The following is a 13,127-nucleotide window of genomic DNA, read 5'->3' on the forward strand; positions in this document are numbered from 1 at the left end:
AGCTTATTCTCTCCCAAAGTGCCAGTATAAATATCGACAAAACGGGCTATATTACGTGTCCCAATATTCACACAAGAAAAATTCATTGTAAACATGAGTTTAGAATGTCCAATTTTGCTCAGTTGTCAAAATTGGACAAAGTGCAGAGTAATAATGTTATTGGACAAACCACAAAGCACTGTATATAAAAACAGTTAAATTATTTTTTATTTTATATAAATTTATTAACTAATTGTCAGACCTTGAATGTACTGAACAGCCTAAGCGTTTTTTTAAAAATACTATAATTAGGATTACGAAAGGTAAACTAAAAGAGAACAGTTTAGTTTTATATAAGATAATCTATTGAAGGGTTAGGAAAAGCTGGTCGGCATAGCAGGATTTGAACCTGCGACCCCTGACACCCCATGACAGTGCGCTACCAGGCTGCGCTATATGCCGACTTGGTAGCAACTATACAAGATTAATATTAAAAGGCAACAACCTGTTGGATTGTTTGAACATTTTATGTTCTTTGTTACTTGTTTGTTGCCTCTCGCTACATCATTTGTTTTTAAATAACTTTTTAGTGGTATTCAATTTAAAGTTTTATTGAGCAATCGACTTTGCATGCCAGTCGCTAGAGCGATATGTTAGTTCACTGACTATTAGTTTTGTGTTATGCGCATCAAAGCCATAAATGCGTTGAAAATCATGAAGTCTTAAATGCTGGCCCTGGCTATCAAGTTGTTGAATTTGTTTTTTATTTATTTGCTGATAAAAATATGGGCCTGCATTGATAATTTTTCCAGTATCTTGAATTGACCCATTTAACTCTTTGGCTATTTTAAGCTCAACATCAGGATTAAACATTAGCGGTTCTAATTCCACCAGCCCATGTGATGTGTGCAGCGCAAACCATCTCGCTTCACCATACTCTGAACGGAATAACTGTAGCCACTGTGATGGTAATTTTTTAATGCTATTGAGTTCTGTGTCATATATTTCTAACCAAGTGGCCGACTTAGTTTTATGGCGCACTATTAGGTGTTTATCGTCTAGCCATGTCACATCTTCTAACCAGTCAATGTTATTAAATACTTTAGTGATTGGTAAGCTTTGAGCATTGGTTGCAAACAATAAAAGTTGGTTATCAACTATGGCTGCTAATCGATTATCGTTTGGGCTAACCGATAGTGCATGAACAATATGGTAGCGCGTAAAGTTACTTATCTGTTTTGGTGGTGAGAGCTTTTGTTGCGAATAAATTTGGCTTTTGCCAGAGCGTTTAGACACAAATGCAATCCCCTTTTTATGGTGCATCAACGACGGAGTCATGTCGTAAACTGTGGAGTTATCTACTGTAAAATCAGGCTCCCCTACCCACTCAATTTGGTAGTTTGTGGTATTTGTTCGATAAATAATCTGATTCAATGATTGCGAAAAAATCATTTCACAGCATAGGTATTCGCTCGATGTCGCTACTATTGTAGGGCTAGAGTTCTGCTCTATCGAGCGCTTCAATATGCGCTGAGCAGGTGGCGTGTCGGTATGTAAAATAAATTCATTGTGCCAAATGGCGTCTCTCACATATGCGTCAAACTCATGTACTTTATTGAGTTCTTTGTTTTTTGGCGTAAACGCATAAACAATTGAACGCGCATTAGGGCGCTGACCCAAAAGTAATATCGCTTCTTTGTTTATGCCACTATCAACTCTGGTTAATAATACATTGTCATTTTTAGGCAAATAAAGCGGGACTATGTCAGTTAAGTTTTGATCAACCCGATATAAGCCTCGGTCTTTTATTGAGGTTGTTTGCGCAATTAAATAGAGTTGTGCGAGATGGCTTGAAAATTCGATATCATAAATTGCAAGCTCTGAAATATCGAGTTGCTGCTCAACAATAAAAGTGTTGTTGACAATATAGCCTTTGACCAGCCAATTTTTGCCTCCTTGTTTACCCACTATATAGAGTTGCGGTTTTGAAATAGCACCGACAACAAAAGATAAAAAGTCGAACTGATGTTGAATTAACTGAGTTTGTTGGGTGTTTAGATCTTGAAGAATTAATTCTGAATTCTGCGGCTTTTGATTAATAAACACTGTTGTTAAGTCGTTCTTATAAAAGCTTATGCTCCATTTATCACCTTGCATACGAGTGAGTGTTTTTATGTCTTGCGCAGCTGTGGAACTAGGATTCAGCCATAAGAATAAGTAAATAGATACTAAAATAAGGACCGTAACAACCAAGCCAAGCAAAAGGAGATTCGGTTTGAATGAAACGGTGTTGTTATTGTGCTCGATGTTTACCTTAGAGGGCGCTCCATCAAAGATCTCAAGGTTAGCAATAAAGCGATAGCCTTTTCTTGCAACTGTCTCTATGTATTTGGGTGATTTTGCATTGTCACCTAATAACTTTCTGAGCACTGCGATATGTTTGTTTATGGTGTTCTCACTGACTATCACCCCGCTCCAGCTAGTTTCTAAAAGCAGCTCCCGAGTCACTATTTCATTTTGATGCTGACACAATAAAAGTAACGTTGAGTATTGCTTAGGCTCTAACTCTACGCGTTGTTCGTTGGCAAATAACAACTGTTGTTTTGTATCTAGAACATATTCGCCAAAAGCATATCGCATGTTTGTACAACCTAATTAAAAGCAGGGCTTTGCCCATAATAGAAAACACTTGCGTTAAGAAATATACGTGAATTTTCATGATTTCACCACATTGAGCAGCGTTCAAAAGTGTATATTTCACAACTTCACCACAACTTCTAAGCTACTAATTATTAAAGTAATGGCGCTCAATAACAAAAATCTATAGGACCTATTATTTTGAAAAAATATCTGACAAATTTTATTGTGTTAAGCGTGTTTATTTCGATGATGCTCTTTGAAGTATCAGCAAAAAATAAAGACGTTACTGAAGATTATATAAAAGTACCCCAAGGCAAAATTTATATTCGCACTGAAGGCCAAGGCCACCCTGTTGTGATTATTAATGGTGGACCAGGTGGTGGTCACACTGTATTTGTAGGTTGGTTTGATTTTTTAAAAAAGCAGGGTTATCAATTGGTGTTTTTTGATGACATTGGTCGGGGTAGATCAACACGTAAAATAGAGGGGAAATTTACCCCACAAATGACAGTAGACGACATTGAGTCAGTCAGACAGTATTTGGGGGTTAAAAAAATAACTTTAATGGCACATTCTTATGGTGGTATTCCAGCTATGCAATACGCACTTCAACATAGCCAGCATGTCAAAAAATTAGTGATGCTAAATGCCTCTTACGACACTAAAAGCCAACAAATGAATGCTAATCAATACTTTCATATTATCCGCACGCGATACCCTGAAAAGTGGCGTCAACTAGAATCACTCAAAGCACAAGGTATAAAAAGTACTGATGATAAATTTGCCGAGATTGCTTATGGTCGTTACATGGATTGGTATCAATGGTTTGATGTTGCAAATAGAAGTAAAAATAGAAAATACCAAACAAATGATGAGCGTGACTATTTTAACCTTCAGGTTTTTGACGACATTATTGACTTAGACTACGGAGAAATACGAGGCACTTTACTCGGCATCAATATTGAAGAACAAATAAAAGACTTTGCGATCCCTACCCTTATCACAGCTGGACGCTATGATAATGCATCTACACCTGAACTCGTGCATCGATTGTACGACATGCTACCAAAAGGCATCGCAACCTACAGCATGTTTGAGCAAAGTGGCCACTGGCCATGGGTAGAAGAAACTGCAAAATTCGAGCAAGTGCTGAGTCACTTTTTAAACAACTAACAATTTTAAATCTTAGTTTAAATACGCATATTTTGGTGTATGCGTATTTATCTAAGCTACTTTTTTTCTGATTGAAATGCAGTCTTGCTTACTGTGGTATTCAAGCTCACCAAATTGCCTGAGTGCACATCAAATGTGAAGAACTTGGGAGAATCCCCTTTTTGAGAAATAATCAATTTGTTGTTGGCAATCAAATTAAATGAGCCAACGTTGTTAAGTATCAGTACCAAGTTTTGTCCATCATAATTTGAAGAAAATAATTTTGCAGCGTCTTTTTGATCTAGGTATCCATTTTGATTGGTATCTTCATCGATGATCAAATAAAGATTCTTATCTAGATGATAAGCGCCTTCGACTGGCTCTGGCGTAACCTTAGAAAACTCGACGATTAACCCGTCTCTTTTTAGAAGCATGGTTTGAGTGCCGTCTTCTCTTACAAACATTAAATTAACTGCATTGTGCGATAAATAGCCATCAACATACAAATCGTGCGAAATTGAGGCTGAGTTAAACATTTCTAACACTTCGGTTTCGTGAAACTCGTTTGTATCTATCACATCAGATGTTAATTCAAATATATAAACGTCTTTTAGCCGTGTTAAATATTCAACGGTATAAACAGGCCGTTTAAGCTCATCTTTAGATTGAGTGCTATCAACAAGTTCTATTTTAGGTGGCTCATAATTCTTTTTGAAAAGTTTTGAGGCCATTTCAAAAGTAAAACCACCAATAAACACGACTATGACTAGAAAGAACAATACATGATTAGATTTTTTAATGAAATTTAATGCTTTTTCCATATAAGTTTCCCATCTTTTTATTTTTTATGCGACATCATGCGCCACAAACTACTCAGTTTATTAGTGTAACTATTTTTAAAAGCTCATCACTTCGCTTTAATTCAAGCCAATTTTATTTAAGGGTCTTTTTAGCTCACATTAAAATACGCATGTCGTCGTTTTTATTTAATTTACACTCAATTCTATTTCGTTTGAAAGCGTTATAACCGGCTTAAAGAGGTCAAATTAGCTCAAAAAGGCTATTTTTGGGTATCTAAAAGATGTAATTACTTCTTCCAAGGCTTCCCCGTAAGTCAGCTGAAACATTTATGTCATTTTTCATCGTTACTGTCTGCCGCAATGATTTAGTAACAGCTTTAAGAGCTCAACATGACAAACACATCTTTAAAATTATCTTTGTTGATTGGTGGATTACTTTGTAGTGGCGTTGCCAATGCTTCGCAGACTAATAAGCAATGGCTAACCGAGTCTGAGTTTATTTCGCCTATTGATGCCGCTCATACTGCCCATAAGCAGCTTGCTGTGAGTGAAGCGCACGGTATCGCTTTACTCGATGAGCAATGGCGAGCTTTATCGACAATCAATTCTAAGTCTGAACATTTAGATTTTAGGTGGCTACCAAATTCTCAGTCTGTTGGGGTGTTATCAACACTAAATAAAAACACCGGTAATATCGAGCTCGTTAAAGTTGATTTTAAACACAATCGTATTGAAAAAGCGTATGAGCTTTTGGCTGATAAAACAGCATTTGATGCAATTTGCTTAGGCTCATCATCTGAACATATTGAGTTATTCACTGTTGATGTAAACGGCATCGTTAGTCAAATGGCGCTAAATACCGCAAACGATACTGATTGGCAGTTAAGTGAAATTCGACATTTTGCAGCGGGCCTTAATATGAAGTCTTGTGCAGTGAACGACCTCACCGAGTCACTCTATATTGCTGAAGAAAATATTGGCGTTTGGCAGTACTCGACTAACCCTGAGCTTGAAATTATTCGAGAACTTTTACAGCTTCCTGAGGGGCTCGAAGTAGAATACTTAGATACAACCGCTTCGGGTGATGTGTCTGTGGTGTCACCGAGTACAAACCAGCTTTGGCTACTTGACCAAAATAATCACGCGTTCAAACCTTTTGAGCTGCCCAAAGACATAGCGCCTAAAACTGTTCAGCTTTACCGCTCTGACAAAAACTTAATTGCTTATGTCTTCGATGATGAGACATCAAAGAATATCAAAATCAATTTGGGCAAACATAAGTTACCCTTGAAAAAGAAGAATGAGCAACCGATTGCCAATCTGATGGCCTTTGCACAAACGACCCCTGTTGTATCTCATGGTGATGCCGCAGATGACCCTGAGATCTGGGTAAATAGAGTTAACCCTTCAAATAGCTTGGTTTATGGTACTGATAAAAAGTCAGGTCTCAACGTATACGATCTTAAGGGCAATCTTGTAAAAACTTTACCTGTTGGTCGAGTAAACAATGTCGATATTCGTTACGGCGTTGAATTCAATGATGAAGTTGTTGATATTGCAGCAGCCAGTAACCGAACCAATAAAAGCATCAGCCTATTTAAAATCGATCAAAAATCTGGGCTCCCTACTTTGCTTGCCGATATTAAAACAGACTTGGCTGATCCATATGGTTTATGTCTGGGACAATACGGTAGTGAACTGGCGGTATGGATTAATGACACCGATGGTCGCTTTCAAAAATACGAGATCGCATTTAATAAGCAAAAGGTAACAGGCCAGAAAACTCAAGAATGGACAGTGCCTAGTCAACCTGAAGGCTGTGTAAGCGATGATGCGAATAGACGCTTGTTTTATGGTGAAGAGTCAACGGGTGTATGGTTAAAAGACCTTAAAGGTAAACAACCTGACAAGCTAATCACAGGTCTAAATGAGCAAGTCGAAGCCGATATTGAAGGCATGAGCTTATATCGCTTAAACGGCAAACAATACCTTGTTGTATCTAGCCAAGGTAATAACCGCTATGCGGTATACGCCGTAGATAATAACAATGAATTTTTAGGTGTTTTTGAAGTCGGGGCAAACTGGGCAAGCATGATCGATGGTGCTTCAGAAACCGATGGTTTGGCAGTAACAAGCAGCTATCTTGGTGAAGCCCTCCCTAATGGTTTATTGGTTGTTCAAGATGGTCATAATGTAATGCCTAAAAGCACACAAAACTTTAAGCTAGTAGATGGCAGTTTGTTAAGAGATTGGATTTTAAATAAAGTCGCAAAGTAGCTTCTAAAAATACAGTGCAGATCAACATTGCAATGTTTGAGTTAATATAAAAGCTCACATGTCTAAGTGAGATGCTAGAAGAAGCGTCTCACTCATACTTGCTTTCAGCTAGCGTAAGATTTACCTGCTTATTATTCATTTTTACCAAATGATTTATACGCTCGAACTCTCCAGATTTAAAGCTACCGTAAATTTCTAATTGAGTTAGATTAGGTGTTTGTAATTCAGATAAAAATGAATCTACCAATGTATATTCTTTGTCTTCTTCAAAACGTTCTAAATCTATTTCAACTTCTTTAAGTTTTGGAAAGCGAGATTTAAGAAGATTATCTAACGTAGCTTGTGCAATCGGTCCACCATTTACGCACGTATAATAATCATCTAGTTGGATAGTTAACCTTTCTAACTCAGGAAAATAAAGAGGTTTATGTAATTCAAAGGCCCCACCTAAATATAAGTCTTTTAATTTAGGCATACCTGTAAAACTATTAGTTATGTCACCTATGGTGCCAAAAACACAATGAGCATTACAAAATAGTTCACTTGCACCCAAAGAGAACTCTTTAACATTTGCAAAGTTAACTTTCGAAACTGCTTCAGTTATCTTGTCATACTTTAGGCCAGACCCTAAAGCATAAGTTGAATCTCCGATAACCAATCGTTCTACTTGATTTACATATTCTGACTGTAAAAATTGTTCTATGACTTCGATGCCATCTGAACCTAAATAAAAATAAAAACCTTTAGCTTCTGTCGGTAAGTTTCTAAATTCACGATAACTTTTAGGTAGGTTTGAAGGTATACCAAAATAAACATCGCTTTGACGTTCCATCTCAATTAGTCGTTGCTTTTCTTTTCTGGCGTTTATTTCTTCTGATCTTTTAGCATTACCATCTGAGTCAGAATTAAATTCTAATATAGGTAAAAATTCTAAAGCCCACTCATCAACTCTGTTGAGATGAATACGTGCAGAGACAAAGCTAATACCAAATATTAAAGGAGTTAATAAGTAATAAAGTGGACTTAACTCTAAATATAAACAACCAGTAATATGCAGGCAAACTGCGATTAATCCTACTGGTATTCTATGCTTGGCCTTATGTGTTTTTCCTAAAAATTTTGCAGTAACTCCAACAATCAATGGGGGTAAAAGAAACAATAGTATTGCTGCAATGCGAATGTCTTCGATTAATAAATACACGCATGCAGCTGGTATTGAACCAATAAATGCCCCTAATATAGCACCCGATGGACTTTCTTTTCTTATGAGTTCTTCATAAGCTGTTTTCATTTCTTCATTTGAGAAAAGCATGCAACATTCCTTTATACTTATAAATATCAGTTTTCTGGATAGACTGAATTAAGTATTGATTTCTGCAAACTGTCCTTGCGTTAATTCACATAGAGTATCTGCCGCCAGTTCTATTTCGAGCCCTCTGCGCCCTGCACTCACAAAAATGGTTTCAAAAGTTTTGGATGAGCTATCTATTACGGTGGCGAGGCGTTTCTTTTGTGCCAATGGGCTAACGCCACCTAAAATATACCCTGTTGAACGCTCGACTAATTGCTGTGGTGCCATGGCAGCTTTCTTTGCACCGATAGCTTTTGCCAACGACTTTAAGTTCAGTTGTTGGTTTACGGGTAAAACCGCGACCACAAGTTGTTTGCTGTCAGTTTCAACTACTAAGGTTTTAAATACTTGGGATGGGTTTAAACCTAGCTTTTCAGCCGCCTCCAAGCCATAAGATTGCGCTTTTGGGTCGTGCTTATACTCGTGTACGTTAAATGTAATTTTGGCTTTTTTGGCGAGTAAAATCGCAGGAGTCATAACTTTAATCCTTTTACTTAACTTTTCCAATGTAATCGCTGTTACTTTGGATAACAAATAAATTTAATAAAAGTTGTCACACTTTAGGTTGCTCAATTGACTTAGTTATATAACTAACAGGAGCTAATATGATTAAGTCACACATCAAACCAAATAAACCTACAAAATTAAGCCTATTGATTGTTTTGTTCATCGCGATTGCGACAGCATTAAATAGCGCACAAGTATGGGCGCATAATCACTTTACTGTTAAAACAGTCGGAAATGACCAAACAGAAAATGCCGATATCATTCTGATCCCGGGTCTTATGTCTAACGGAGAAGTTTGGCAAAGCACCCTAGACAAATTCAAAGATAAACACCGCGTACATGTGGTATCAATCACTGGATTTGCCGATAATCAAAAACCCACAAAATTTTCGATGACCGCGTTACTAAACGAGCTAATTGATTTTATTACTGAAGAGAGTCGAAAGTCAGAAGCTTCAAATGCTGTAGCAAATAAAACAATTCTAATTGGTCATAGTCTGGGAGGCTTTTTAGCTATGTCTATCGCATTAGAAAAGCCAGAACTTATTAGTAAGGTCGTTTCAGTTGATAGCCTACCCTATATTGGCCCGATATTTACCGGCACAAATCAAACGACACCTGCTTCACTTAGCAACCAAGCTGAACGTATACTTTTAATGCACAAATCAATGACTCAAACACAACTAGCTGAGCAAACTAAGCGCGGTATATATATTCATGCGACTCAGGCTATGCATCAAAAACACATCATTGATATGGCTGAACACTCTGATCCGGTTACTGTTGGCAAAGCTATGCACTATTTAATGAGCAATGATTTAAGACCATCACTGGCTAAAATAAAAGCGGACTTACTTATTCTGGGTGCATCTGGTGGATTTAACGATAACTCGCGTAAACAAGGCGTTGAACAACTTTATAAAGGGCAAGTGGCAAATTTACCTAACGCTGTAGTCAAAATGAATACAACTTCTCGCCACTTTATTATGTATGATGATCCTAAATGGCTAAATAACCAAATTACGGCATTCATTAAGGATAAATCATGAATACATTAGCGTATAAACTAGACATAAAAGACAGTGCCAGTATTGCTTTATATGTGTCGCATGCACGAAAAGGTGATGTAAATGCCTTTGAAGCACTTCACAAAGCATGTCGACAACTCATTTGCAGCATTGCGCTCGCTATCACGAAGGACGTGCATGCGAGTGAAGATGTAGCGCAACAAGTATTTATCAATGCATGGCAAAACCTCGATAAGTTAAAAAACGATCACAGCTTTTTACCTTGGCTTCGCCAAACTGCTCGTTATAAAGCTTTAAACGTATTGCGAGAAAAGTCGAATTTAGTATCTGACAATGATGAGTCACTCGAGCAATCACTTGAGCAGTTACTTGCTCACCATGATTGTCCTGATAGTGATTTATTAAAAGATGAACAAGTAATGCTGATGAATCAACTTGTTTCAGCTTTACCAGAAGAGAGCCGTGAGATTTTAATCTTATACTATCGAGAAGAGCAATCGAACAAGCAAGTCGCTGCATTATTAGATATCTCTGAGGAAAAAGTACGTCAGCAGTTATCAAGAAGCCGAAAGAAGCTTAAGTCTCAATATTTAAATCGCTTTGGTACATTGGCAATTTCGACGATTACCCCAGCTGTTGCTTTAGGCTTGGTCGCCCCAAGTGCACCCGTTGCTGCGGCAACACTGGTCAGCAATACAACGTATAGCTCACCAATATTTAAACTTTTTGCTGTGCTTGGTGGTGCTTTTATCGGCGCATTCGCAGCTATGCTCGTGGTGTTTTACAGCATGAAATTGCCAATTAAGTATGCAAAGACTGAGCAGACAAAAGCAATACTTAAAGTTATGAGAACCAGAATGTTAATCACCACGTTTGTATTTGGGGTGCTATTCGTTATGAGTTACTCATTTAGCTCGGGGTGGATTATGCCAGCGCTCGCTTATACAGCATTTGCATTGATACTTGGCTTACAGATTTTCCAAGCTCAAAATATCATTAACAAAGACCTGCAACACATGACTGAAAGTGAAGTGGCAGCAAAACCATTTCTATGTCGCCCTAAATGGCAAAAGCTTTTTGGCCGAATTGGTCTGGTGCTTGGGTTTGCCAGCGGCGGCTTTGGTTTAGTGATGGGATTAATTGGCTCGGGCAGATTGGTTTTATGAGGTTGTTCTGTTCGAAAGTAGCAAGATTGCGCGATGTAAAAAGAAAAACGCGACATTAAGTCGCGTTTTCATACATCTGTTTCAATTTAATAATCGCACCTTACAAATTTTCTTTATACACTTGCAATGCTTGCTCTAAATCTGCTACCAGGTCTTCAACATCTTCTAGGCCTATGTGCAGGCGAATAATCGGGCCATGCTCCCACCCTGTTGTTGAACGAAGCTTCGCCATGGTTTTATTGGCAGTGACTAGGCTTTCGTAGCCTCCCCATGAAAAGCCCATTTTAAAATGATGCAATGCATCTAAAAATGCATTGATTGATTTTAGGTTGCCCTCTTTCATAACAAACGAAAATAAACCGTTACTGCCATCAAAATCGCGTTTAAAGAATTCATGCCCAGGGCATGTTTCAAATGCAGGGTGGCGAACATGATCAACCAATTCGTGTTCAGACAACCACTGCGCCACTTGTAAGGCCGCTTTTTCGTGTTGGGCCAAACGCACAGGCATAGTACGAAGACCACGTAATGCTAAGTAAGCATCATCGGCTGACGTACATTGACCTAACAAATAAGAGTGTTCACGTAATGTCGGCCAATGGACTTCGTTTGCAACTGCAACGCCCATCATCACGTCTGAGTGACCAACAATGTACTTGGTAGCAGCTTGAATACTGACATCAACGCCAAAATCAAGCGGTCTAAAATGCCAGCCATTTCCATAGGTATTGTCTAGCATTGTGATGATGTTATGTTTTTTCGCAACCTCAACAAGTGCAGGCACATCTTGAATTTCCATGGTGATTGAACCCGGCGATTCCAAGAAAATCACTTTGGTATTTTCTTGTATATGGGCTTCGATGCCAGCACCAATTGTCGGGTCATAATACGTTGTGGTGATCCCTAGGCCGGCTAAAATCTTATCGCATAGATCACGTGTCGGCTCGTATGCATTATCAACCATTAATAAATGGTCACCTGACTTCAAAAAAGACAATAAAGATTGACTGATGGCAGCGGCGCCCGATGGATAAAGTGCACACCCTGCACCATTTTCAAGTTCGGTAATGGCATCTTGCAGCGCATAGTGTGTGTTTGTACCACGGCGACCATAAAATAAAGTGCGATCAGCACGCTCTTTGATGGCAGTTTGCATTTCTTCTACGGTATCAAATACGACCGTTGAGGCACGTTGAACAACTGGGTTTACGACCCCTTGGGTATATTGTTTTTTTCTGCCAGCACTGACAATCTTAGTGTTCTTTTTCATTGTTAAACCTTGGTATTTCTAACTTAATTTATTCGCCAAGTGCGCGCCAATATTCGACCAAATAGCGTGAAATTGAATCTCTTCGGGTAAGTTTGAACCCAGGCGTATCATCGCCCCACTCAGCAAATGTATTTAATTCTGCTCTTGAGAACCACTTAGCATCTTGTAATTCATCTTGTTCCACTGAGACCTCTGTGGTTTTCGCTTTAGCAATAAAGCCCAGCATTAATGACGACGGAAAAGGCCATGGCTGCGATGCAATATATTGGGCATCATCTGCGATAATACCCGACTCTTCTTCTACTTCACGCAGTACCGCTTGCTCCAGTGATTCCCCCGGGTCAACAAAACCTGCCAGCGTTGAATACACGCCTTCTGGCCAGCTTTCTTGACGACCCATTAAACAACGCTCAATGCCATCGGCAAAAGTATGGGTTACTAACATGATCACCGCCGGATCAGTGCGCGGGAATGTAATATGACGACATTCACTATTTTGACAACGACGCGCATGACCGCCTTCATAGGGCTTATTTGCTGTACCACACCGGCCACAAAAAACATGAGTTTTATGCCAATAACACATGCCCCTTGCGAGCACACCAATAGACGCTTCAAAGCCATTCAGTTTTGGCCCAACTTTACGCATATCTTCAAATGTGCCACCGGCAGATAAATCATTCACTTCATCTGGATCTATATTCGACACATCTAACACAAAATAGTGTAATTCGTCTTGATGACCAATATACACGGCATCATCGGTATTTAAGTGTGCGACTGAAGACCAGAGTAATAGCTGAAGCTTTTGTAAATCAGCGCTAAATAAGTTTTTATCTTGGTGAATTAAAAGCCATCGGCTGTTGGTCGTTTTTTGCGTGTTTAGCCAGTTGCTATCTTTGCGTTGCTGCGACGCTCTGTCTAAACTCATCTGCGTGTAATGAAGCATATTCACTC

General features: G+C 38.6%; 10 protein-coding genes and 1 tRNA gene. 4 read left to right on the top strand and 7 right to left on the bottom strand.

Features of this window, described 5'->3' with window-relative positions; translation table 11 throughout:
* Nucleotides 1-364: 364 nt before the first annotated feature.
* Together ACGHEH_RS00005 and ACGHEH_RS00010 are read right to left on the bottom strand one after the other, a co-directional pair.
* Nucleotides 365-441 (bottom strand) — tRNA-Pro (locus ACGHEH_RS00005).
* Between the two features lie 147 nt (nt 442-588).
* Entirely contained in the window at nt 589-2,619 is a 2,031-nt protein-coding gene (locus tag ACGHEH_RS00010) for a transcriptional regulator (RefSeq protein WP_390440614.1), read from the bottom strand.
* Nucleotides 2,620-2,817: 198 nt separating this feature from the next.
* Between ACGHEH_RS00010 and ACGHEH_RS00015 the strand changes: the two genes are divergently transcribed.
* Complete coding sequence (locus ACGHEH_RS00015) at nt 2,818-3,792, top strand: alpha/beta fold hydrolase (RefSeq protein WP_390440615.1); 975 nt, start codon at nt 2,818-2,820, stop codon at nt 3,790-3,792.
* A 56-nt stretch (nt 3,793-3,848) separates the two neighbouring features.
* On the opposite strand, the gene ACGHEH_RS00020 is transcribed toward ACGHEH_RS00015, so the two are convergent.
* Nucleotides 3,849-4,592, bottom strand: a complete 744-nt coding sequence (locus tag ACGHEH_RS00020; protein ID WP_390440617.1) for a hypothetical protein — start codon at nt 4,590-4,592, stop codon at nt 3,849-3,851.
* A 369-nt stretch (nt 4,593-4,961) separates the two neighbouring features.
* Here ACGHEH_RS00020 and ACGHEH_RS00025 point away from each other — a divergent pair, with 369 nt between their 5' ends.
* A complete protein-coding gene (locus ACGHEH_RS00025) occupies nt 4,962-6,848 on the top strand; it encodes a phytase (RefSeq protein ID WP_390440619.1) in 1,887 nt (628 codons plus the stop codon).
* An 88-nt stretch (nt 6,849-6,936) separates the two neighbouring features.
* Here the strand turns inward: ACGHEH_RS00025 and ACGHEH_RS00030 are convergent, their stop codons facing one another.
* Nucleotides 6,937-8,160, bottom strand: a complete 1,224-nt coding sequence (locus ACGHEH_RS00030) for a hypothetical protein (RefSeq protein ID WP_390440621.1) — start codon at nt 8,158-8,160, stop codon at nt 6,937-6,939.
* A 48-nt stretch (nt 8,161-8,208) separates the two neighbouring features.
* Nucleotides 8,209-8,676 (bottom strand): Cys-tRNA(Pro) deacylase, encoded by a 468-nt coding sequence (ybaK, locus tag ACGHEH_RS00035; protein ID WP_390440623.1) that lies wholly within the window; start codon nt 8,674-8,676, stop codon nt 8,209-8,211.
* 128 nt (nt 8,677-8,804) lie between these two features.
* Between ybaK and ACGHEH_RS00040 the strand changes: the two genes are divergently transcribed.
* Nucleotides 8,805-9,755, top strand: a complete 951-nt coding sequence (locus ACGHEH_RS00040) for an alpha/beta fold hydrolase (protein ID WP_390440625.1) — start codon at nt 8,805-8,807, stop codon at nt 9,753-9,755.
* On the top strand, nt 9,752-10,900 hold the full coding sequence (locus tag ACGHEH_RS00045; protein ID WP_390440627.1) for an RNA polymerase sigma factor: 1,149 nt from the start codon (nt 9,752-9,754) through the stop codon (nt 10,898-10,900). The genes ACGHEH_RS00040 and ACGHEH_RS00045 overlap by 4 nt, the downstream gene beginning before the upstream one ends.
* A gap of 100 nt (nt 10,901-11,000) precedes the next feature.
* On the opposite strand, the gene ACGHEH_RS00050 is transcribed toward ACGHEH_RS00045, so the two are convergent.
* Both ACGHEH_RS00050 and nudC read right to left on the bottom strand, forming a co-directional pair.
* The gene (locus tag ACGHEH_RS00050) at nt 11,001-12,170 is read right to left on the bottom strand and encodes a cystathionine beta-lyase (protein ID WP_390440629.1); all 1,170 of its coding nucleotides are present in this window, start codon (nt 12,168-12,170) and stop codon (nt 11,001-11,003) included.
* Between the two features lie 28 nt (nt 12,171-12,198).
* Nucleotides 12,199-13,119 (bottom strand): NAD(+) diphosphatase, encoded by a 921-nt coding sequence (gene nudC, locus ACGHEH_RS00055; protein WP_390440631.1) that lies wholly within the window; start codon nt 13,117-13,119, stop codon nt 12,199-12,201.
* Between the last annotated feature and the right edge of the window lie 8 nt (nt 13,120-13,127).

The organism is Pseudoalteromonas sp. MTN2-4 (genome assembly GCF_042848605.1).
Classification (GTDB): Bacteria; Pseudomonadota; Gammaproteobacteria; order Enterobacterales; family Alteromonadaceae; genus Pseudoalteromonas.